This is a genomic window from Prevotella pectinovora (assembly GCF_041323955.1).
Taxonomy (GTDB): domain Bacteria; phylum Bacteroidota; class Bacteroidia; order Bacteroidales; family Bacteroidaceae; genus Prevotella; species Prevotella pectinovora.
The window spans coordinates 360,241-382,874 of the sequence record NZ_JBGLIV010000001.1 but is presented as its reverse complement, the minus strand read 5'-3'; the positions used below and the strand labels follow the sequence as shown (position 1 = coordinate 382,874).

The following is a 22,634-nucleotide window of genomic DNA, read 5'->3' as shown; positions in this document are numbered from 1 at the left end:
TATGAAGAAAGTAGTTTTATTAATGACATTGTTATTGCTGTTTTGTTGCAACATTTCAGCACAAACGCATTTAACTTTCATGGGCATTCCTATCACAGGAACGAGGGAAGCAATGATGGCAAAGTTAAAGGCTAAAGGATTTACAGAGAAGACACAAGAAAATGAAGTCGGTGTCGAATTGAAAGGAAAATATCTTGGAAAAGATGTATGGCTGCGTATTTATAATAGCAATAAGTCTAAGACAGTATATCTTATAGATATATTTTTCAAAAAAGGTCAATTCATGGATTTGTATGAACAATATCTTGATTGTCGTGAAAAGTTTAATTGCATATATGGCAAACCTACAGAAATCCTCGATGAACCTTTTGAAGAAACTTTAAAATATGGGAAACTTCCTATGTGTGCAACATATTATAAAAGCTCCAAAGGCTTGGTTTCATTGGAGATTTCAGACGACAAGCATTGTGTAGAAATATCTTTTCAGGATAAGCATAATGCAGAGGTTATGAGAAAAGAAAAGCCTCAAAAGAATGTGAAAAAGTAATCTAATTACCTTAGTTCGGGATAAGAAAGTCTTTATAAAAGTTGGTAATCTCAATAATTTTTAGTACCTTTATGGTTGTAAATCAATTAGTTATAAAGTAAAAGGATACTATAGTTATGGAGATTACCAAGGACAAAATTACTGAAATTTTCTGTATTATCGATGATTTTTGCCAAGAATATGATAAAGAGATTGCCCGCATGTCCATTTGTGAGCCTGACGGGCGTAAGCACCGCAATCGGAAATGTACTATGAGCCGGTCGGAAATCATGACAATACTCATCTGCTTTCATTTCAATACTTTCCGCAACTTCAAGCATTATTACCTCTTTTATGTCAAGGTGCACCTGCACGACTTGTTCCCAAAGCGAATGTTGACGATAGAAATACAGATGTTTTTAACTGATTGAGTGATAATGTGTTCGGAAAATTATTCGCAGACAAAGGATATATTTCGCATGGCTTGTTTGAGAGATTGTTTAACGACGGTATAGAAATTGTCATTGGCTTGAAATGCAATATGAAAAACAAGCTCATGCCATTGTATGACAAGATTCTGTTGCGCAAAAGATCTGTCATAGAAACCATCAATGACGAACTTAAGAATGTTGCACAACTTGTACATTCAAGACATCGTAGCGTGTTCAATTTCGTAATGAATGTCCTTTCTGTTTTGGCTGCGTATAGCTTCTTTGAAAAGAAGCCATCCATCAACATTGACTATTGCATAGAGAATGTTGACGGACAGCTTGTTGTTATAAAGTAAACTTCATTTAGACTTTACAATTCTGCATTTTGCCATCCATATTGTTTGGAGGGCAAATGTAATATGCACCTATCGGAAATCTGGCATAGCAAGAAAAACGACTGTCGCTTATCCCGATCTCAGACATCCAAGAGTTCAAAGTGGCAACGTGGAAGAAGAATCGTTTCGTATCTGACAGACATATTTGACACAATACAATAGGTAAACCCAGACCAAGAATGGCAAAAACTCATAGATTGTGATAAAAAAGTGTGAAAATATAGTAAAAAATCAGAGTTTATTAATTCTGTTTTATAGAAAATACCTTACTTTGTAAGCCAAACTTTATAAAATCATACAACTCTTATTAAATATAATTTATATGAGTATCAGTAAAGATGTCATCAAACAGTGCCTGATCAGTAAGCAGCGCGAAGTGGATGAGGCGGTGATTGTGAACCGTCCCACTGACTTTGAAGAGAATGGCAATTATGTGATAGTTGGCGTGAGACATGCGGGTAAGTCGTACCTGTTGTATCAGCGTGTGCGTCAGTTGCAGGCAGCAGGAAAGGGATGGGACGAGATTCTGTTTGTGGACTTTGAGGATGAGCGTCTGGCGGAATTCCAGACGGAGGACTTCAACAGTCTGCTGGAAGCCCACCTGGAACTGTATGGTAAGAAGCCGGTGGTGTTTCTGGACGAGGTGCAGAACATTCCTCACTGGGATAAGTTCGTGCGGAGATTGGCTGATGCGAAATACAGGGTGTATGTGACGGGCAGCAATGCGAAGATGCTGAGCAAAGAGGTGGCAACTACGCTGGGCGGACGGTTCTTTATCTATGATGCATACCCATATTCATTCAAAGAGTATCTGGCAGCACAGCAGGTAGAACTGAAGGAGCATTGGGAGTATGACACTATCCAAAGAAGTGAGGTGAAGCGGCATTTGAATGAATACCTCTATTACGGCGGTCTGCCAGAAATCCTGTCGTTTAAGAACAAAAGGGCAATGCTTTCAAGTCTTTACCAGAAAATCTACCTTGGTGACATCTGTGCGCGAAACAACATTAAGAACGACAGGGTGCTGAACATCTTGATTAAGAAGATGGCAGAGAGCGTGAAGCAACCTCTGTCGTATAACAGGCTGAAGAATGTGATTGTGGCAACGGGGTCGCCCATTAGTGTGCCTACTGCGATTGACTATGCGGGGTATGCCGCTGACAGTTGGCTTATATTGCCCATGGAGAATGAGGTTGGAAAGCTGACGGAGAAAGAGACTCAGAAGAAGTATTACTTTATCGATAACGGCTTGCTGAACCTGTTTCTGATGAACTCAGAGACATCATTACTGGAGAACATGGTAGCGGTGGAGTTGTGCAGACGATTTGGCAAGGAGAATGTGTTTTTCCTAAACGCTGAGAAGGAAATAGACTTCATAGTGTCTGAAGAGAAGTTGGCCATACAGGTGTCCTATAGCATCAAGGATGAGACCACTTACAACAGGGAGGTGCCACCATTGGCGAAATATGCCAAGGCGCACGAGGATTGGAAGTGCCTGCTGATTACGTATGATGAGGAGGGCACAGAGGAGGGAATACCTGTGGTACCGGTGTGGAAGTGGCTGATGTGGGTGTGAGGACATCTAAAGGATGCTGGAAGCATGGAATTACGGAGCTACGGATAGACGGAAGTACGGAACACACTTTGTGGGAGTTACGGAATTACTGATTAACAGATCTACAGACTTTTATGGAATAAAAAGATATGGCTTCTAAAACCAGATATACAGAAGAGTTCAAGAAAAAAGTCGTTGAAGAATATAAGAAAGGAGACCTGTCTCTTGAAGAAATAGCAACGAAATATGGGCTGCCACCAGCCCTATTGCAAGACTGGGTAAATAAGGATGATGTAAATAACATCTTCATTAGCTATGTAGAAAGGCCTGAAGAAAATATATCTATCTTTACCAAGGTTAAAACAGCATGTGTCATCGCTTTCCAAAATCTCAAAGCGTATGGCTGGTTGTTGGCAGGATGCTTACCCTTACTTATATGCCTTACAACCTTCATAAAACGTAATAAGATGGTAGTGGAATCAGAGATGAATGAGAACCTGAATTCTACTGAAGTCAAGATGGATTCACTGATAACGATCAATAACGAATTGAAAGGGGAGATAGGAAAATTGGGCGTGACTTTGGAAAAAATTGACAATGAACTTAAGATGAACATAACCCCCAATATAACAATCAATAACGACAATCGAAGATTCAGCCATAGAGCAAGGAATACAACGAATAAGAACCAAAAGGTTGTAAAGACAGAGGAGAAAAAAAAGATAATAAATAATGAATCAAAGGCAACGATGCCAATAGACACGTGTTGTTGTCGTTGCCCCAAAGATACAATCAAATGAAATTCGATTTCCTATATCATACATATACGCTGACCATTACTGTATTTGCTGCAGTGTTTGGTATGGCATATCCGCTCATATTGCAAGCCATTGAGAGGATTGACCAGAAATACACTTCGTCTGTCCTATCTACTGATTTACGAAAACGTTGGCAGTTTAAGGCATTTAATTTTCTTATCATTGTCTGCATTGCTTGTGTTGGTATATTAGCTTACGTACTAGAATGCGTTGATAACGAATGGTGGAAATATGGAGTTGTGTCTGCTGCCGTTTTCCTTATACTCTTATTAATGATAGACGTGGTTCTTCTTGTACAGCAAATCATTGACTATTATTCACCTAAGAATTTGCTCCGGTTGCTAAAGAAAAATGCGAAGAAGAGGGATGCTGATGCTCTGCTTGATTTGGCAAAGTTTGCAGCTAAGACGGATGATTTCATGTTGCATGTGAATAGTCTTTCAGAAATAGCATCTCTGTTTTATGAAGAGCAACAAAAAGCCCCCAAAGATAAGCCAGTGGAATACTCATCAGAATTATATGATATCTTGTCGAAAGTTGCAAAACGTGTTGGAGATCCGACTTTATTCGATGATAGATACAACTATATTGGTATATTGGCTACTGTTTATAACCATGGTTCGGAAGGAGGCTTGTCGTCAGACACATTGCAAAAGACATGGGAGATGGTGAACAGAGCAGCCAAGGCTGGTAATACAGGTTGGTTCAGAAATTACTGGACTTATGCAGACCAATACTATAGGTTTTACAAATTAAACGGAAGAACTCCATTGGGCGACAACAACCTCAAAAAGTTTTACCGATATCATGTGATGATGGGCGGTTTGCTTATCTACTTCAAACGATATGATTGGCTGACGCACATCATGCGTTTCAGTCAATCACAGCCGGAAAAGTTTGAACTAATCCCCGGTACATTAGGAAGGATTTTTGAAATGGTATGGCTCGTTGATGAATTAAACGAAAAGCCTTTCGGATTATACAAGAATTATCAGTATTTGGGATTAGAAGAAGGAGCTAAGATAGATGATGTTATTGCGGGCTATACATATCAGTATCTGGCACTCCTTATTATCAGGCTATGGACTTATAACGATTATAATATCAATTATTCCGATCCTTTTATTTTGCCAGCAGCGGATGAAGAGTTTGTTGAAAATAACGAAAGAATGATTAACAGAGTAGAGTGGATGAAGAAAAACGTTGAGCGCTGGTATAATAATGGACTGGTAACTGAATTCGGATTTAGTAATGTACCTGATGTTAATGTAGTCAAGAGTAAACTCGATGAGTATATAGTTATTCTAAAGCAGAAAATAATTGAGATAGATTCGCGTGATGAGGTTGATGAACATAAAGCGAAGGTGATAAGGGACGAAATGATTGTGCATAATGCTAACAGGTATTGCCCAATACCGATGAAGGTGGACGATGAGGTACTGGATGAGACACAGTTTAATACCACATCTACGCCCATCAGAGTAACAAACAGAATTGAAAAGCCATTTATCACAAAAGGTTCTAAGAAGGAACTCGGTAACTTTGGGGGCAGTTTGGTACATGAGCTGAATTTCAGGATGCTCAATGAATACCTTCGAGCTGATTTTTCGATGATGCCGTATTCTATTAGCTACAGTATAAACCAGAAAGACCTGCTAGAGGCGATTGATAGGCTAGAATTGCCGGAGGACTATGTTATTGTTGAGATAGGAAACGCGCTGGAACTATATGAATTCAGGGACAAGATAACAGTTGATGGTGATAATCGTATGTATAATGGGCATAAGATTCTGAGCCTTGGGATGGCAGGTTTTACCAATAGCATATGGATATTGAGAGGATCTGAAGTTCCTTTTATTGAGATTGTTGAGACTGCGTTTATAGGAGGTAGCTATACAGAGATTGATGCGAATAACCATCTATATAGTAATATTGATAATATTAAACCGCCTTATGATGTTCAACTTGTGCAAACAATAAAAGTATATGCTCCAAAGGATTATGGAAATACATGTCTGCTGAAAGTGATGTGTGATTATAGTGGAAATAAATATGAGTTGGATAAAGTAACGAATATCATTGAGGAAGAGGAAGTTGCTAAATGAAAGAAGTAATGTTTAACGGACGTAATATAATACCGAATTCTCAAGAGGAGCTTACCAAGGTCGTTTGTTTCTTGAATGAAAAAGCAGATGTTGGTGAATTTGAGTTCAGCGAGTCACCATCATATTGGGCCAAGCATGAGGGGATCATCAAACCATTAGGTTTGAGGCATGATGGTGCTGGCTATTATTTTGCCGTGTCTTTGGCTTTTATCGCGGTAAAGAAAGATGGAAATATTGTCTTTACTGAAAAAGATCATGTTTGGAGATGGGCGTGGTCGTTCCATCTTATTGCCGGCATAGCAGGATGGGATCCTGATTTTATGGTACGGGTGATACAATCCTTTGAAGGAAAGGAAGATGGCATTGACGGGCTAATGAGCTGGGCCACACAAATATATGGTAACACATATTACGATGAAGCCGTTACTTTAATGTCTTTATTACCGCAATATCGAGTGAGCATTATGGCAGGTCTGATGGAGAACAATTTCGAACGCTATTATGCTGAATATCCGCCCGAGGATAATAAAGAGCTTTTCGCGCTGGCCTTTGTAAAAGCGAATTCATTGAAGCAGCATGAGGTGAACAAGGCATTCGATACAGCGATAAATCTTCCTTCGTTCACTTCGACCTCAGCAATGGCATTCTTCCTCTTTATACACGGTAAGTTAAATGAAAAAAGAAAGGGTAAATGTGAAGAGGTTATCATTGATTTAATAAATGGCGATACAACACCCTATGTGACTCCTTTGTGCAATTGGATGTTCCTGGAGCAGAAGGTAACTACATTTGAAGAGGAGTGCGTTTTGTCGTTGATAAAAGCTCTAAGGGGAGAGAAGAAAGAGGCATCACTTGATGCAATAGATAGTTCTATTGGGATTCATGCGAAAGACCCTGAGTTGCTAACTAAAATCTTTGTCTGTATAGCTGAGAACCTCCAACCTACCGATATATTAAGAATGGAAGGATGTCTTAGAAGTTTGCATGAACACAATGACTATTTTCAGAATATGGTATTGTCATTTGTGATGCACCCAAAGGGCATGTACCGTATTGTGGGACGAAGACTTTGGGACGATTTTCATTTGGAGTCCTCGAGTTTTGATGCGCAAAAAGATTTGCCTGAAGAATATCAATGTCTGTTTGTTATTAGTATGCTTCAGGACTATGGGAATCCAGAGACTCGTTTGCCCAAATTACTTCCACTCATTGATAGTAAATATGAGCGTGTGAGAAATATACTTATGGGGCAATTGGGGCCATATTTGGATGACTATATGGGGCATGTTATTAATGCCTTAAATAAGCTGAAACAGGAGAGTAAGTATGTAGATGTCATTAAGCAATACTATGAACGAAGAGCGAATGCACTGGAAAAGAGACGAAGCATGAAAGAATTGTCACCCAGATATAGCCACATGTCTGAGTTTCAAGAAACGATGCGATTGCAGAAGGTGCACATGAAGGAACAGATGAGAGAAGCGGAAAAGGGACACAAAAACATTTTGAAAGATATTGCAAAGAATGTTGTTCTTGCCAGAGGCGGTGGTTGGCGTGATGAGAATGGAGTGGTACATCATTTGGCGCACATTAAGTTCTCAATGCCTTCTAGACAACTGGTGCAATCCATGACACCGATGGAACAGGAGGACTGGATAAATAAAGTTATTGAAGATTGGGATGTTAAAACAAGAAATAATTAAGCAATATATAGCCACCCTAAAAGAGGACAATGAGTTAGACTATATTTTCCCACTGCTCTTGAAGCAGATGGGCTATAGGATTTTGTTAACTCCAAAACAGTCTAAAGGCCAACCCCAATATGGTAGAGATGTGGTAGCAGCTAAGAATGTTGACGGGGTGGACACTCTTTTCCTTTTTGAACTTAAGGGGTTCAGTGCTAAAGATATTACCGATAGGACTCTATCTGCAAGAGATGGCATAATAGAGTCATTAAATGCATCTAAGAATACTAAGTACCGAGACGCTTCTATCTTAGGGTTATCAAAATGTCCGAGGAAATATGTCTTTGTACATAATGGTTATGCAGAAGCGAATGCACTCCTCACCCTTAATGATTATGTGGAAGAGAATTTTCCAGAAGGGAGTTTTGACAGATGGGATTTGGACAAATTGACAACACTCTTCTCAGAGTATTTGTTTGATGAAACCCTCCTGACGGACGAGGAGAGTTACAGGTTATTTAAGAAGGTTCTTGTTTTGTTGGATGGTGAAGGAAATAATTTCAAAGATATTGTTTCATTGATAGACTTGCAGATCCAGAAAATAGATGGTAAGAAGACAGAGGGGAGGAGAGCTGTAATCAATCTGTTTGCTACACTGCGTTTAATAGCCTCTATGATTTATTTTTATTCAAAAGACTGTAATAACCTTCTACCTGCAAAATTCTGTATAGATACTATCTTGGTGAAAACATGGGCATGGATTCTTAAAGGAAAGAAAGAGAAAAAAGCTGCAATTATCAAGCATTTTTATAGTTTAGTATTACTACAAGTGCAGATTTATGAAGAGTATGTAAATAAGATTTTGTCTGTAGCAAGACTCAACAAGAGTATGTATGGATTTGAGTCTTCTGACACAGAATATATATTCTATCCGCTCAGATGCTTTGATTTTTTGAAGGATTTAACCTATTTCTTTTTCTTGACAGAGTCAATAGGTCGTCCAACACAGAAAGAAATAAGGAAGAGACTTGATACGTTGAGATTAGTCATAGAAAAGAACACCGCTTGTACAATGCCATTATTGGATACGCATTCTATCCCTATTCAAATGGTATTCTTATATATTTATGGCCGATCTAAAGGTAATAAGGAAGATGTGCATTTTCTCGGAAAATATCTGATGGATGTAGTTATAAACATGACTAAAAGATATCAAGATAAAAAAATGTGGCCAGAAATGACGGGGAATCGATTGGCTTTAGCGAGGAGCCTTTACGCAAAGGATGACGACTATTGCTGCGAATCATCGCTTTTGCTTACTGTAATATTTGAACTAATTGCTTATTTGAATATACCGCAGCTTTATACACCGTTTAAAAAGACTGTTGAGGAGTCTGGCGTTAATTTGCAGATTGCATTCCCCGTTACGGATGAATTCGATATAGAACAGACACTTTTTGAGCATCGCCTCTATGATGAAATGGCTGTTCAGACTGATATAAAACTTCCCGATACTCTTGATGGATTTCATAAGAATTATTCAAAAAAATACAGTTCGATAGCATATAGATCTGATGTCGCAGGATTTGAGTTTATGCGCGTACTAGCTCATAAGTATTATGAAACAGACTTGTTCCCCGATTTTCTGGGAAGGGCGTATTGCGTTGATTAGAACGGTTTGAAGCTATGACACAAGGAAATTGAAGGAAAGGTGCGATGATGGAAGCAGTAACGATTATAGTTGGGGTCGGAGCAGTTCTGGACTTTGAGTACAAGGGCATATTTCCTTCTGTGAAGAATATTGCAGATGAAGTGATTAGACTGAGCATCTAGAAACGACATAGAACGAATATGAAACCGCCTATATCAAGGCTGCACTCATCCGTTCTCATCATCTTGATCCACACATTTCCTTTTCTGTATTTCTCCGTGCCATCTGCACTTTCTCTGGTAGAGAGTACAAATATGATCCCGCACAAAGGGTTGATACCGTCATCTATCATGATGAAAAGAAATTCATGAAATCCAAGAGTTCAAAGTGGCAGCGAGGTAGAAGGATCGTGTTGTATCTGACAAGTGTATTCATGGCTTACCGATGACAGTAGTCAGTTAATATTAAGTATTTATTAGTTATAAAAGACAACATGAAAAAAGACAAGAAATACTATGGAGATACCAAGCTAAATCACTTTTGTGCGTTCTGCGGTTGCCCAACAGAAACGGAAGACCACGTTCCATCCAAATGTTTCCTTGATAAGCCTCACCCTCAAGATTTGCCCGTTATCCCTTGTTGCTGTAAGTGTAATCATGATTTCTCTTTAGATGAGGAATACGTATCGTGTATGATTAACTGCATGAAGGCTGGCACAGCCTCTCCAACCCTTGTGGAAAGAGAAAAGACTCGCAAGTCCCTTCTGCATAATCCCAAATTACAAGAGAGAATTAGTTCTCAAATAAGAGATTTTGGAGGAGTGCTTTTATATGATATTGAGAAGGAACGATTTGAAAAGGTCTTTCGAAAGTTGGCATTCGGCCATTTGGCTTTTGAGAATGATACGCTTGCATGGGATAGTCCCTATAGTATAGACATTCATTTGTTGTCTGAGATGTCTGATTCTCAGAGGGACGATTTTTACCACCCTTATAGAGGTGAACTATTGCCAGAAGTGTGCAGTCATGGCTTTGAACACGTAATGTTGTGTTATGAAGACGATGGATCGTATTCCTATTTTAGCCCCTGGGTCACTATTCAAGAAGGCCGCTATAGATATTGCGTATCGCCCAATGGCAATATTGTTAAATTCGTTATTGCAGAGTTCCTTGCGGTAGAGGTTAACATAGAAATATGATTGTGAAATGCGCCAATAATATTGTATTTGTGCAAAAAAACTTAATTTACCACCTGACTTACCCTAAAAAAACTTGACACTTTTGGATGCCTAAAACAAAAGTGTATGAGAACAAAAGTAAAACGTGAAAGAGATCGTGTCCTAAATGAAGCGACAGGTCAGTATGAATGGGTATGGGTAGAATCCACTCGCTACATTCATGATGAAGAAGATCGAGTACTTGCTGCACTTGATTTCCTTAAAGGCGAGAATACGCCTGAGGAATTAGTTGAGAAACATCATATTTCCAACATTCAGGTGCTGTTTTCTTGGGTAGGTCGTTATCTTTCTGAAAATCGTTTAGTATCTTTGCAGGAGAACAACGATGACACTATGGCAAACAAAAGTAAAGACGAGCAGATCAGAGAATTGAAAGCAGAGCTCAAGAAAGCAAGAAAAGAGGCAGAACTAGAGAAACTACGTGCCCATGCCTACGACACAATGATTAACCTTGCAGAAGAAAGATTCAATATTCCAATAAGAAAAAAATCTGGCACCAAACAGTAAGTCTGCTCCGCGAAGAGTCTTCACCAGCATCGATGAATACCCTTTGCAGGCTGTTTGGTTATAGCAGACAGTCGTTCTACAACCGTGAAGATCCAGACAATGACTTTGTCGATAATGCCTTAGAAACCATGATAGTGGAGAAGGCCAGAGAATACCGTAAGGATAACCCTGGACTTGGTTGTGCCAAACTATACCTCATCGTCAAACGCTTGTTTGAATCCACTGATCGTATGCCTGGACGAGATGCGTTCATAGAATTGCTCCGTGCCAATGGATTGATGGTGCAGTTGAAAAGACGTCGTCACTACAAGACAACTGACTCCAGTCATCATTACCACAAGTATGACAACTTGATAAAGGATGTGGTTCCCATGCGACCTAACGAAATATGGGTCAGTGACATAACGTACATAGAAACAACTGAGGGTGTGTGTTACTTGTCGCTTATCACGGATGCCTATTCTCATAAGATTGTGGGATGGGCAGTAGGACCGACCTTGGAAACCATATACCCATTGGAGGCACTGCGTATGGCACTGGCAACAATTGACGATGAAACAGCATCCCGTCTCATCCATCATTCTGATAGAGGAAGCCAGTACTGTAGTGCTGCATACGTTAAGGAGCTAAAGGCACATAATATAATGATAAGCATGACCCAAAGCGGTGATCCTCTCGAAAATGCCATTGCAGAACGCGCCAATGGCATCATCAAAACAGAATGGCTCTACAAGATGAGCATACCGTCAATAGAGAATTGTAAGGAAGAACTGACTCGTATCATACGTTTCTATAATACAGAACGTCCGCATATGAGCATTGGATACAAGACTCCCGAAACGGTACATACAGAAGTTGGAGAACAAAAAAGGTGTTGGTGCAATCCATGGAACAGACCTGCTGCCACAGGCAGCTGATAGGTTTTTCTTAGCCATACAGCATCTCCTAAAATAATGGGCGCTGCCCCGAAAGACAACGCCCATACCACTATTTCAGTGTGATGCAGAAACCTATTGCTGGCGAGTTGCTCCTCAGCAGAGCTCGCTTCCTCTTCGGCTTCTGACAGCAAAATTACGAAATATTTTTATTTCTTGCACTAATCAAAGGAATAATCATTAACTTTGCAATTGGAATGCGAGAAGGTAGTAAAGCAAATCAGTTTACTGATGAAATCTTGTAAAACAAATCAGTTCAACTAACAGAACTTGTAAAGTAAAACAGAGAACTGAATAAAAGTAGTAAACCTAATTAGTTAATCGCATCCAATTCTGTCAACTAATTTTAGGAATAGTCAACCATTCAATACCGCATTTCTTGATTATTCTTTGGTGAAGACACTGAAGTTTATTATATTTGCACTCAGTTTTAATTAAATAAAGATGAGCGAAAGACCCCTTAATAGAATTAAAGTAGTTCTTGTCGAGAACCAGAAGACGAGTAAATGGCTGGCAGAACAGTTGGGTGTTTCTGTCGTAACAGTGAGTAAGTGGTGTACCAACATGCACCAGCCTGACTTGCAGACATTGGCTAGGATAGCCGAATTGGTAGGATGTGAGAAAAGGGAGCTTATTACCGAATAGATATGCCTCATAGTGAAATACAAAAGAGACGAGGCCGACTTCCAAAGATTGAAGTGGTTGACCTGTTCTGCGGAATAGGAGGACTGAGCTATGGCATGAAGTCAAAGGGGTTCAAGATTCTGACGGGCTTTGATTTAGATTGGACTTGCCAATATGCATATGAAACGAACAACGAGGCCAAGTTTGTTTACAAAGATATTAGGGAAGTTCAAAAAGAGGATATCGCACCATTATATTCAAAGAAGGCAATAAAAGTTTTAGCAGGTTGTGCTCCTTGTCAACCTTTTTCGTCATATGCTTTTAAAAACAAGAATAAAGACGAGAAGAAGTATAACCTCCTTTACGAATTTGGGCGTTTGGTAAAAGAGGTACGCCCAGATATTGTGACAATGGAGAATGTACCTGCAATTGCGTCATTTAAATTACAATCAGTTTTAGGAGATTTTGTCTTGGCATTGGAAGAAGAAGGCTACAATGTGCTCTTTCAAGTTGTATATTGCCCAGACTATGGTATACCACAAACTCGTAAACGTCTTGTATTGTTGGCTTCTCGACTTGGGATGATTGACTTGATTCCGCCTACCCACCACAAAGAGAATTACGTTACTGTTCGGGACACGATAGAACAACTTCCACCTTTGAAGGCTGGTGAGTGTTGCCCGACCGATGCTCTGCATAGAGCAAGAACTCTTTCACCGTTGAACATGCGAAGGATGTTGGCTACCCCTTACGGCGGTAGTTGGAAGGACTGGCCTGAGGATTTGATGTTGGAATGCCACAAAAAAGAAGGAGGCAAAAGTTTTGGTAGCGTTTATGGCCGCATGGTATGGGACGAGCCTGCTCCTACAATGACAACCGAATGCACTGGTATTGGTAACGGTCGCTTTGGCCATCCCGAACAGAATAGAGCTATATCTGCTCGTGAAGCGGCATTGATTCAAACATTTCCCGCATCTTACAAGTTCTTTCCCAATGAGCAAGAGGTTTCTCTGGCTAAAGCGTCTCGATACATTGGGAATGCAGTCCCGCCAAGATTAGGTGAAGTGATCGCAGAAAGTATCAAACGACATATAAGGAATCACTAGTTACTATTATGGATAAAAAGTATGAATTAAATATAGATGTAAGAATATTGGAGTTACTTGGTCCTAACTTGTACACCAACATTTATTATGTGCTGGCAGAATTAATCGCCAATGCCTATGATGCTGATGCACACAATGTCTATATCATTTCTAATGATGATATGATTATTGTGGAAGACGATGGAAAGGGAATGTCGTACTCAAAAGGGGAAATAACGAAATACTTAAAAGTGGCTGCAATATCCAGAACTAATGAGTCTGACTCTAAGACTGCACTTGATAGGTTAAAAATGGGCAGAAAAGGAGTTGGTAAATTGGCAGCCTTGTCTGTGTCCGAAGAAGTTTATGTTATGACTGTTTCATCAGGAGAGAAGTCTGGATTTGTGCTTTCTCGCCATCCGCAAAGTGAGAGTCTTCAGAGCATTCCTGATGAAAGTATTCATTTTGAGAAAATTACTGGAAATGGCACAGCAATTGTCATGCTAAAACCTCAATATCATTTACATAAAACTCCAACAGCAATTAAAAGAAATCTATTAAAAATATTTCCCGCAATAAGCGAAGATTTTAAGATTCACATAATAATGGGAGATAAAGAAGATGTAATTGATTCCGTGGATAAAGAAATTGGCAAGGAATTGTGTGCATGCATTTTACTTGGCGACAAATCATCTACTATTCAAAATACTTATAAAAACGAATATTCTGATGTCGAATTATTTGTCAAAAAACCAAGTAAAGAATTCCCTATCGTTCTAAAAAACAATGATGGTAATGAAAAAGAATATAGGCTGATAATAGAAGGTTGGATAGGTGCTTACAAATCAACGCGTGGAAGGAAATTGGAATCCTCTGATTTTCCAGATAATTTTATTTCATTGTATGCCAATGATAAAATGGGTGAATTCAACATCCTTCCTGTGGTCGGAGCAAACCGTTTGAATGAGTCTTATGTTGTAGGGCAGTTGTATATCGATTTGTTCGAGTTGTCAGAATTGCCAGATATGGCCTTAAGTAACCGACAAGGATACAAATCAGACGATCCTCGTTATATAAAGGTGATCGAGTACGTTAAAGACGAATTATTGCCTAATATAATAGCAAAAAGGGTGGCATATGCCAAGGCAAAAAAAGATCAAAGTGAAAAGGGAAAAATAGACAAACAGGAAGAGGAGGAACGTTCTTTCCGACAGAGTGTAAGCGAATTTCGCAAGAATACTTCTGCTCAAGTGGCAAAGAGAATTGTTGGCAAAGAGTCCTTGTTTTCAGAAGAGGAAGTTCGGTCTGCTGTAGAAGATGCAATAAATGCGAATGCTAATATTTTAGGATTAAAACCACACATTGATCAACAAAAAAAGAAACTATTCATAAGTCATACTGGAAGAGACAAAGACATCGGTGACATCGTTTACAATATGCTTGTATTTAATAATGTGCCCCCGGAAGACATCATTTATACAAGTTGTGATGATGAGATAAGTAGGGTGCCACAAGGAATGAATATTTATGATTATCTACGAAAATTCTTTGTCGATAGTGTATCTGACAAGAAGATGTATGTTCTGTTTGTAACTAGTGATAACACAAAAACAGCGTGGGGTGCGATGGTTGAAATCGGAGCTTCATGGATAACTCGTGTTGATCATAAAATATTCAATATAAATAGTTTCCGTCCAGAGCATCCCCTTAATGATGAGGCAATGTGGAATACAATACTCAGGGATGAGGATGGACGCCTTTCTATGACAAAACTTAATTGCGACGATTTTTGTTCAAAGGTTGAGCAAGTTTGTGATGTTGTAGGTTATTCGCATAAAACTCGTGAAGAAAACAAGGAGAAACTATCCTCTTTGATTGTTGTCGAGTAATGGTTTTTATATATATCAAACAAAGCAAGAAATAAACATTATTTGAGTTTGTAGATAACTCACCAATAGATAAAATGGCAAAGAAGAAAACTTTCAAGGTATTAGATTTATTCTGTGGATGTGGAGGCATAAGCGAAGGATATGCCCTTGCCGGCTTTGACATAGCAGGAGGTATTGACTTCAACGAATATGCTACAATAACCTTTCAGCACAATTTCAAAAGTGCCAAGGTTCATAATATTGATATCACGACCTTTAGCGACGAGCAAATTGCTGAAGAATATAGTGACGTAGATGTAATTGTAGGTGGACCGCCATGTCCTGATTTTAGTGTGGCAGGAAAGAATAAAGGTAAAGAAGGGGAAAATGGGCGATTATCGCAAACATATGCAGACTTAAGAGAATGGCTCGAAAGGGTATAAAATTTGTTCGTTTTTAAAAGAAATGATATGGAATATAATTTAAGGAAACTCGTTGCTTCAATGTGGGAGCATAGGAAGAATAAAGACTTTGAGCGTAAAAGCTTGATGACCTCATATCGTGGTTTGTCAGTGAAAGCAAGTATTGGCATGACAGGCGCTATTTCAAAGATACCGTGGATATCATATTGTGCAAAAGGGCAAGAGACTCAGAAAGGTATTTATCCTGTTTTGTTGTTTTATGGAACACCCGAGTTTACAGAGAAAAACAAGAATCATTCAACAGTCAAGAAAATTGTTTTAGCATATGGAGTTAGCGCGACGAAAACACCTGATGTTTTATGGGGCGCTGAAGTTGAGACTAAGAAGACGATAGGAGAATCGTTTATTGATTGGAAATATGAAACTTCTGATTATGGAATAAATAAATATAATTCTTCTTATGTCTATAAAACATATGATTGGACTGATGACGTTGATTATGATAATATCCAAAACGATATAGATGCTTTAATTACAGTATATTTAGGAATTCTGGAGAATGTTAGTATTAATACTTCACCAATTATTCCATTAAAAAAGACATCATTTAATGCAAGTATTTATTCTATAGTGAAAGTTTCTCAATCTATGCTTCCTTATCGTTCCTATATCACAGCCATCAAGTCTAAACCGTTTTTGCTGCTTGCCGGTATCTCTGGTACAGGTAAAAGCCGTATCGTGCGTGAGTTGGCTCGTGCTTGCTGGGATGAAGGTAGCACAGAATTCAAGGCACAGAAACCAAAGAACTTTGAGATGGTGCAGGTAAAACCCAACTGGCACGATTCTTCGGAATTGATCGGTTATGTCAGTCGCATCGGTGCAGACAAGGATGGTAACGGTGTGGTGTTTGTGGCAGGTGATTTCCTTAGATTTGTAGCTAAGGCATGGGAAAATCCCGAAATACCATATTTCCTCTGTCTTGATGAAATGAATCTTGCACCTGTTGAGCAATACTTCGCAGAATATTTGAGTGTAATAGAAAGTCGCAAGGCTGACGAAGATGGTGTTGTTATAACTGACCCTATTTTAAAAAAGAGTGAAGAGGATTGGTTCCGAGTTCTCACAAGAGTTTTAACCAGTGATGATAACGTTCGAAACCGCTTCCTTACTGAAGGTATCTGTATACCTCAGAATCTTATAGTTATTGGTACTGTCAATATGGATGAAACGACGTTCTCGTTCTCCCGCAAGGTGCTTGACCGTGCTATGACCATTGAGATGAACGAGGTGGACCTGTATGGTGGACTGGATGATAGACATGAGAAAATTGGTAAGTTAGAGGCTGGCAATCTGATAGGAACGGCTGTGGAAGGCGTTGATGTATATCGGGAGAATAAAGAGGTATGCGATACGGCATTGAATTACTTGCAGGCTGTCAACCTGGAGTTGGAGGGGACTCCATTCAAGGTGGCTTATCGTACCAGGAATGAGTTCCTGCTATATGTGGTGAATAATCTGCCATACAATAATGATAAGGATGGTAATGAAATTCCGCAGAATGAGATAATTGCCCGTGCACTGGACGAGATTACGAACATGAAGATTCTCTCGCGTATCGAAGGTGACGAGACAAAGGTCAGTGCAAGTTTTCTTGATGGACTTGAGAATACAATTAAAACGGGTCTTGTGACAGTCTGCCCGAATTTGTATGAAGAAGGGGAGGGTAAGAAAGCATACGTTTCCGTATCTTTGGCAAAGCTAACGGAAATGAAGAAGCGTCTGACATCTGGTTACACCAGTTTTTGGAGTTAATTGCTTATGGAACTTCTGACGATAGAACACCAAGACTTCACAATGAGCATCGAATGTGGCAAGTTCGATGCAATTTGGGACAAGGCTGTGAGGAATGTGGGAGCAGGAAACCTGACCTCCACTTACTCATGGTCGGATGGTGTTGCGTCTGTAGTCAGACTAGATGAGGACGGCACCAGCCGAGAAATAGTAAACGGTGAGACCCAAGCGGCTATATTCTTCGACAATGCCGAATACCCAATATGGGTGGACTTCAAGAACTATGTCAGTAATGCCCGATTCGGTAGTATCCTACAAGGTGACAATGAGAACTTCAGTTTCCGCAGGGGCATCCTCGCAGGATTCCTCAACTACGGCAACGACATAGGCAAAAGCGAGATTCTGATTGACTATACCGTTGGAACGGAGATACGCCACTTTCGCTTTGGCTTCGATGTGTTGAGTACCAAGTTCAATTATCATGAGCATTGGCGAAAGATTATCGAAGACATAGAGAGCGAGTACCGCATGTTGTCACTCGACTACATGAAGCGTACCTTCCACGGATTTTCACCTGACACAGAAGGCGAAACGCCCGAACTTGTATGGTGGAGCATCTTTGTAGGAGAGCAAAAGAAATTTGTGAATGCCGTGAAAAGCATCATCGAGCGTCCACGCCACAGACTTCACGGCATCGAGACATACATCCGTGCCGACAAATTGACAAGAATACCCATCGCCATCGAGAATGAGCTGGCTGAGCACCGAAAGGAGCCTACACACCTATATAGGGTGGAGCAACAAGTGCAGAGCAACGACACTCAGGAAAACCGTTTCCTCAAACACGCATTAGGTCAAATAGCTGCAAAGTATGAGAGTCTGAAAAGGCGCATCGAAGCCATCAAAGGTGCGTCCGACCCGTTCAAAGAAGAAATGAAAGCGATGCTCGACACATTGAAGCACCTACGGAGAAATCCATTCTTCCGTACCGTTGGACGTTTCAAGGGCATGAATCAGGAAAGCCTCATTTTGCAGAAAGCCAGCGGTTACAGTCAAGTGTACAGAACTTGGAATCTGCTTCGCCGTTCATACTCTCTCAACGATGGCATATACCGTCTGCAATCCAAAGACATAGCCACCCTCTACGAGATTTGGTGTTTCATAGAAGTGAGCCATATTGTCAGAGACTTGCTTGGAATCAAACCAGAAGACGTTGACCATCGTAACCGTATGGAAATGAATGGCATTTTTACATGGGAATTGGGCAAGGGAGAACATTCTCGCATCCTATTCAAGAAGGATGATGTAGAACTGGCTGAACTGGTCTATAACCCCAAGCATACCGACAAAGAGAACGACACTATAAGCATGGATAGGTTTGTCGTTCCAACCGTAGCGCAGAAACCTGACATCGTACTGCAGTTGACTAAGCACGACCTACAAAAGGACATGAAAATGACATATCTGTTTGATGCAAAATACAGGATTGAAGGGCGTGTTAATGGCGTGGACACCCCACCGGAAGATGCCATCAACCAGATGCACCGATACAGGGATGCCATCTATTACAAAGAGAACAAAGATGCAGCACTGAAGAAAGAAGTCATCGGTGGATATATCTTGTTTCCTGGTGATGGCCAGAAAGCGGAAGTTGAAGTGTCGAAGTTCTACAAGACCATTGATGAGGTGAACATCGGTGCATTCCCACTACGTCCGAAAGACAAGGAAAACCGTGACTTGTTAGTCAAGTTCATTGAATCGCTGATTGGCAAAGCATCCACTGAAATCCTTGATGATAGCATTCCTCAAAAAGGATTGTATTACACATCTGAAGAACCGAAGGATGCCGTATATATGATTCTTACGCTCGACACAGAAGTGAATGAAAATGTGAATGCCGTGCTGGAAGGAAAGGCTGACACTATTATTATGGGGCGTAAGGGAATGGAAGAGACAAAGGATATTCAAACAGTCCGCTATATTGCGCCCATTATCCCTGGTGGACACATTGAGGGCTATTATAAAGTGGTCAAGGCAAACCTTACTCATGTCGATAATGAGAAATATCCAATACGCATAAAATTCGATGTGTCTGATTGGAAAGAACTTGCACAACCTGCTAAGTTCGGAATGGCAAGAGCTGCTTATCGAGGATTCTGCAAGACTCGTGAGGAGTTTTTCCAGCATTGCAAAGAACAAGTGATTATCGACAATATATGAGCAACTTCCAAACATCCCCACAACGCCACGCTAACATGGCGGCTATCAAGTCGAAGGACACGAAACCAGAGATGGTGGTGCGAAAATGGTTGTGGTCGCATGGTTATCGCTATCGGCTAAACCATCCACGACTGCCTGGGAAACCAGACATAGTGATGCGGAAGTACAGAGCTTGTATCTTTGTAAATGGTTGTTTCTGGCATGGGCATGAGGGTTGCAAGTATTATACCGTTCCAAAAACCAATACAGAGTTTTGGGTCAACAAAGTAAAGCGGAACAAGGAACGAGATTTGAAAGTTCAACATGAACTTGCCGCTATGGGCTGGCATTCTATCACCATTTGGGAATGCGAGTTGAAACCAGTCAAAAGAGAAGATACATTGGAATCGCTGGCATATACACTCAATAAGATTTTTCTGCAAGACAGGACTGTCAAGCAGTATGAGATACCAGAGGAAGAGCCAATGATGGCAGCGGAGGATGTTCCCACAGCGTACAAAAATAAAGTAACATGATAATACGTTATATAATATATGAGTAACAAAGAGATACAAATGATATCGGAACTTAGAGTCGCTGTACAGACCATCAAGACAGCCATCCTGCAAAGTCAGGCACGGGCTGTAAAAGGGGTTAATCAGGAACAGTTGGCCCTGTATTATGGTGTAGGAAGATACATTTCCGAGAATACACGCAACCAAAAATGGGGATCTGGTGCAATTGAAACTATTAGTCTCCGTTTGCGTCAGGAACTACCCGGGTTAAGGGGCTTCGGCGTATCCAGCCTCAAAAACATGCGCTTGTTTTATGAGACATGGAATGTCATAGAACCCAATTCGCCAATTGCAATTGGCGAATTGGAGAATCAGGCTTCAGTATCTCCAGATAACGATGACTCTATTGATAGTCAGGGGAATATAATTCGCCAATTGCAATTGGCGAATTTGCAGGACTTCCCTTTAGTGGAATTTCTTAGCATTAGTTTTACACATCATATACGTATATTGGAGAATACGAAAGATACGGACGAACGTCTGTTCTATATACGCTATTGTCACAACTACAAACCCACCACAGACGAGTTGCCTGGTATCATTAAACAGCAAGACCTCTATCATCATCAAGGCAATATGCCGAATAACTTTCTCGCTACGCTGCCAGACTATAAACAAGCCTATCGTGCCATTCAGATGTTCAAGGATGAGTATCTACTTGACTACATCAATGTGGAAGAACTGGGTATGCACGACGAAGAAGTGGATGAGAGGGTCATAGAAAGCAATATCGTCCACAACGTGAAGAACTTCATTATGACGTTTGGACGCGGTTTTACATTTATCGGCAACCAAGTACACTTTGACAAACTGGGTCACGACCACTGGATAGACCTTTTGTTCTATAACCGTGACCTTCGCCGTACAGTAGTATTCGAGTTGAAGCGTGGTAACTTCAAGGTTGCTTACCTTGCCCAACTGAGCAGCTACCTCCGCATTCTCAACGATGATGACCGACGCGATGGAGAGGAAGCACCTATTGGTATTATCCTGTGCAAGAAAGCAGATAAGGCATATGTAGAGTACATCATGCAGGATTTCCGTCAACCTATGGGTGTAGCAACATATAAGACCGCAGACGAGATGGAGCCAGAATTATTGAAAGTGCTACCACCGAAGGAAGAACTCCAACGCATATACGAAGAAGGCAGCAATAAAGATGGCGATAAAGAAGGAAGTGAAGATTAAAAACCACATTCGCCAATTACGAATATGGTTATAAACGATGAATAATCTCAAACATGATACCTGAATTTGGTATGCGGTTTCGTTTCCCATAGAGAAAAACCTGATTGGCAAATCACCAATCAGATTTTTTGAGTGAGGAAATTCATCGTTTCTCGCCATACACCCTCTCACACACCTCGTCGATGCCATCTTTGAGGATGACGGAGTCCATTGTATGAATGAGTGGGGCATACTTTCGGTCTTGCTTCAGGACAGGTTTGATGATGTAGTACTCTTTGACTACGGCTTCAAGTTGGGACTGTCTGTACCATGAGGCAGCAGCAAGCACAAGACTGCATAGGGCAATAGTATAGACGAGGCACTTCCACCATGAGGTCACCATGTCACTCCAGACGTGACTCCTGAGTTGGTGCAGACGGCGATATTTCGTGGGTTGCTTTTCCGCCTCTTTTGACGGGGGACTTGGAGCAACATCAAGTTCGTTCTCTGGCACCTTGTACACGGTATCTTTTCCAAATGTTATAGCCTTACCCTCTGGAATTCTGGTTGGGAATGGCGCATTAGGAAGTCGTGATATGGTTTCTTTACCGAAAGCCTGCATCCACTTGGCCCATTCTTCATGGGCAATGGTCATTGCAGTCTGGTTGTTTTCCATATGCACAGAAGTGTCGAAGATAGCCTGTATATGGACGGGCGAACTTTCCACTGCATTTTGCAGGGCCTTCTCAACAGGCTCCTTCAAGGCATTAGCCAACCTGACGTAATCAATTCCTGATAGGTCAGGCGGTTGGTTCGGCGTTCTCTGCATTTGGGCGAAAGATTGTTGCGTCTGGATGGACTCCTTTACGGGCTCAACTCGTTCAACAGTCACTTCGCCGTCCTTTTCATTATAGGCCATCTTGATTCCGTGCGACTCTGCAAGGGTGATGAGCATCTGAATCTCTGCCTTGTGGGACAGGTCGCTTTTACGAAGATAGCCAAGTGTGGCTGCATCATTATCTGCCACCTTCTGAGTTTTTTGTTTATTTGTAGCCATA

General features: G+C 40.6%; 18 protein-coding genes and 1 pseudogene. 18 read left to right on the top strand and 1 reads right to left on the bottom strand.

Going from position 1 to position 22,634, the window contains the following annotated elements:
* The first annotated feature begins 1 nt into the window (after nucleotide 1).
* The 18 genes and pseudogenes from ACDC99_RS01535 to ACDC99_RS01450 all read left to right on the top strand — a co-directional run bounded on the left by ACDC99_RS01535 (nucleotide 2) and on the right by ACDC99_RS01450 (nucleotide 21,597).
* Nucleotides 2–547 (top strand): hypothetical protein, encoded by a 546-nt coding sequence (locus ACDC99_RS01535; protein ID WP_370755524.1) that lies wholly within the window; start codon nucleotides 2–4, stop codon nucleotides 545–547.
* 116 nt (nucleotides 548–663) lie between these two features.
* Nucleotides 664–1,313, top strand: a pseudogene (locus ACDC99_RS01530) (transposase).
* 361 nt (nucleotides 1,314–1,674) lie between these two features.
* A complete protein-coding gene (locus tag ACDC99_RS01525) occupies nucleotides 1,675–2,928 on the top strand; it encodes an ATP-binding protein (protein WP_370755522.1) in 1,254 nt (417 codons plus the stop codon).
* A gap of 128 nt (nucleotides 2,929–3,056) precedes the next feature.
* Nucleotides 3,057–3,707 (top strand): transposase, encoded by a 651-nt coding sequence (locus ACDC99_RS01520; protein WP_370755521.1) that lies wholly within the window; start codon nucleotides 3,057–3,059, stop codon nucleotides 3,705–3,707.
* A complete protein-coding gene (locus ACDC99_RS01515; protein ID WP_370755519.1) occupies nucleotides 3,704–5,830 on the top strand; it encodes a hypothetical protein in 2,127 nt (708 codons plus the stop codon). The genes ACDC99_RS01520 and ACDC99_RS01515 overlap by 4 nt, the downstream gene beginning before the upstream one ends.
* A complete protein-coding gene (locus ACDC99_RS01510; RefSeq protein WP_370755517.1) occupies nucleotides 5,827–7,533 on the top strand; it encodes a hypothetical protein in 1,707 nt (568 codons plus the stop codon). The genes ACDC99_RS01515 and ACDC99_RS01510 overlap by 4 nt, the downstream gene beginning before the upstream one ends.
* Nucleotides 7,511–9,187 (top strand): hypothetical protein, encoded by a 1,677-nt coding sequence (locus tag ACDC99_RS01505; protein ID WP_370755516.1) that lies wholly within the window; start codon nucleotides 7,511–7,513, stop codon nucleotides 9,185–9,187. Before ACDC99_RS01510 ends, ACDC99_RS01505 begins: the two co-directional genes overlap by 23 nt.
* A gap of 472 nt (nucleotides 9,188–9,659) precedes the next feature.
* The gene (locus tag ACDC99_RS01500) at nucleotides 9,660–10,364 is read left to right on the top strand and encodes a hypothetical protein (RefSeq protein WP_370755514.1); all 705 of its coding nucleotides are present in this window, start codon (nucleotides 9,660–9,662) and stop codon (nucleotides 10,362–10,364) included.
* 105 nt (nucleotides 10,365–10,469) lie between these two features.
* Nucleotides 10,470–10,910 (top strand): hypothetical protein, encoded by a 441-nt coding sequence (locus tag ACDC99_RS01495; RefSeq protein WP_052484576.1) that lies wholly within the window; start codon nucleotides 10,470–10,472, stop codon nucleotides 10,908–10,910.
* Between the two features lie 32 nt (nucleotides 10,911–10,942).
* The gene (locus tag ACDC99_RS01490) at nucleotides 10,943–11,827 is read left to right on the top strand and encodes an IS3 family transposase (RefSeq protein ID WP_042517742.1); all 885 of its coding nucleotides are present in this window, start codon (nucleotides 10,943–10,945) and stop codon (nucleotides 11,825–11,827) included.
* Nucleotides 11,828–12,289: 462 nt separating this feature from the next.
* Complete coding sequence (locus ACDC99_RS01485) at nucleotides 12,290–12,490, top strand: helix-turn-helix transcriptional regulator (protein WP_370755511.1); 201 nt, start codon at nucleotides 12,290–12,292, stop codon at nucleotides 12,488–12,490.
* Between the two features lie 2 nt (nucleotides 12,491–12,492).
* The gene (locus ACDC99_RS01480) at nucleotides 12,493–13,575 is read left to right on the top strand and encodes a DNA cytosine methyltransferase (protein WP_370755509.1); all 1,083 of its coding nucleotides are present in this window, start codon (nucleotides 12,493–12,495) and stop codon (nucleotides 13,573–13,575) included.
* A gap of 8 nt (nucleotides 13,576–13,583) precedes the next feature.
* Nucleotides 13,584–15,443, top strand: a complete 1,860-nt coding sequence (locus ACDC99_RS01475; protein WP_370755508.1) for an ATP-binding protein — start codon at nucleotides 13,584–13,586, stop codon at nucleotides 15,441–15,443.
* Between the two features lie 74 nt (nucleotides 15,444–15,517).
* Nucleotides 15,518–15,865: a DNA cytosine methyltransferase gene (locus tag ACDC99_RS01470; RefSeq protein WP_370755506.1), complete on the top strand. Its 348-nt coding sequence runs from the start codon at nucleotides 15,518–15,520 to the stop codon at nucleotides 15,863–15,865.
* Nucleotides 15,866–15,892: 27 nt separating this feature from the next.
* Entirely contained in the window at nucleotides 15,893–17,656 is a 1,764-nt protein-coding gene (locus tag ACDC99_RS01465; protein ID WP_370755504.1) for an McrB family protein, read from the top strand.
* A 6-nt stretch (nucleotides 17,657–17,662) separates the two neighbouring features.
* Complete coding sequence (locus ACDC99_RS01460; RefSeq protein WP_370755502.1) at nucleotides 17,663–19,855, top strand: DUF2357 domain-containing protein; 2,193 nt, start codon at nucleotides 17,663–17,665, stop codon at nucleotides 19,853–19,855.
* Nucleotides 19,852–20,370, top strand: coding sequence for a very short patch repair endonuclease (locus ACDC99_RS01455; RefSeq protein ID WP_044079551.1), 519 nt, complete (start codon nucleotides 19,852–19,854; stop codon nucleotides 20,368–20,370). The genes ACDC99_RS01460 and ACDC99_RS01455 overlap by 4 nt, the downstream gene beginning before the upstream one ends.
* 18 nt (nucleotides 20,371–20,388) lie before the next feature.
* Nucleotides 20,389–21,597, top strand: coding sequence for a PDDEXK nuclease domain-containing protein (locus ACDC99_RS01450; RefSeq protein ID WP_370755500.1), 1,209 nt, complete (start codon nucleotides 20,389–20,391; stop codon nucleotides 21,595–21,597).
* 142 nt (nucleotides 21,598–21,739) lie between these two features.
* On the opposite strand, the gene ACDC99_RS01445 is transcribed toward ACDC99_RS01450, so the two are convergent.
* Complete coding sequence (locus tag ACDC99_RS01445) at nucleotides 21,740–22,633, bottom strand: hypothetical protein (protein WP_370755498.1); 894 nt, start codon at nucleotides 22,631–22,633, stop codon at nucleotides 21,740–21,742.
* Nucleotide 22,634: the final 1 nt, after the last annotated feature.

What these genes read in the sequence shown, in the direction of transcription:
- ACDC99_RS01460 (WP_370755502.1), top strand. Translation starts at nt 17,663, where the DNA reads ATGGAACTTCTGACGATAGAACACCAAGACTTCACAATGAGCATCGAA.
- ACDC99_RS01500 (WP_370755514.1), top strand. Translation starts at nt 9,660, where the DNA reads ATGAAAAAAGACAAGAAATACTATGGAGATACCAAGCTAAATCACTTT.
- ACDC99_RS01525 (WP_370755522.1), top strand. Translation starts at nt 1,675, where the DNA reads ATGAGTATCAGTAAAGATGTCATCAAACAGTGCCTGATCAGTAAGCAG.
- ACDC99_RS01445 (WP_370755498.1), bottom strand. Translation starts at nt 22,633, where the DNA reads ATGGCTACAAATAAACAAAAAACTCAGAAGGTGGCAGATAATGATGCA.
- ACDC99_RS01510 (WP_370755517.1), top strand. Translation starts at nt 5,827, where the DNA reads ATGAAAGAAGTAATGTTTAACGGACGTAATATAATACCGAATTCTCAA.
- ACDC99_RS01450 (WP_370755500.1), top strand. Translation starts at nt 20,389, where the DNA reads ATGAGTAACAAAGAGATACAAATGATATCGGAACTTAGAGTCGCTGTA.
- ACDC99_RS01480 (WP_370755509.1), top strand. Translation starts at nt 12,493, where the DNA reads ATGCCTCATAGTGAAATACAAAAGAGACGAGGCCGACTTCCAAAGATT.
- ACDC99_RS01470 (WP_370755506.1), top strand. Translation starts at nt 15,518, where the DNA reads ATGGCAAAGAAGAAAACTTTCAAGGTATTAGATTTATTCTGTGGATGT.
- ACDC99_RS01485 (WP_370755511.1), top strand. Translation starts at nt 12,290, where the DNA reads ATGAGCGAAAGACCCCTTAATAGAATTAAAGTAGTTCTTGTCGAGAAC.
- ACDC99_RS01475 (WP_370755508.1), top strand. Translation starts at nt 13,584, where the DNA reads ATGGATAAAAAGTATGAATTAAATATAGATGTAAGAATATTGGAGTTA.
- ACDC99_RS01490 (WP_042517742.1), top strand. Translation starts at nt 10,943, where the DNA reads ATGAATACCCTTTGCAGGCTGTTTGGTTATAGCAGACAGTCGTTCTAC.
- ACDC99_RS01495 (WP_052484576.1), top strand. Translation starts at nt 10,470, where the DNA reads ATGAGAACAAAAGTAAAACGTGAAAGAGATCGTGTCCTAAATGAAGCG.
- ACDC99_RS01535 (WP_370755524.1), top strand. Translation starts at nt 2, where the DNA reads ATGAAGAAAGTAGTTTTATTAATGACATTGTTATTGCTGTTTTGTTGC.
- ACDC99_RS01520 (WP_370755521.1), top strand. Translation starts at nt 3,057, where the DNA reads ATGGCTTCTAAAACCAGATATACAGAAGAGTTCAAGAAAAAAGTCGTT.
- ACDC99_RS01465 (WP_370755504.1), top strand. Translation starts at nt 15,893, where the DNA reads ATGGAATATAATTTAAGGAAACTCGTTGCTTCAATGTGGGAGCATAGG.
- ACDC99_RS01505 (WP_370755516.1), top strand. Translation starts at nt 7,511, where the DNA reads ATGTTAAAACAAGAAATAATTAAGCAATATATAGCCACCCTAAAAGAG.
- ACDC99_RS01515 (WP_370755519.1), top strand. Translation starts at nt 3,704, where the DNA reads ATGAAATTCGATTTCCTATATCATACATATACGCTGACCATTACTGTA.
- ACDC99_RS01455 (WP_044079551.1), top strand. Translation starts at nt 19,852, where the DNA reads ATGAGCAACTTCCAAACATCCCCACAACGCCACGCTAACATGGCGGCT.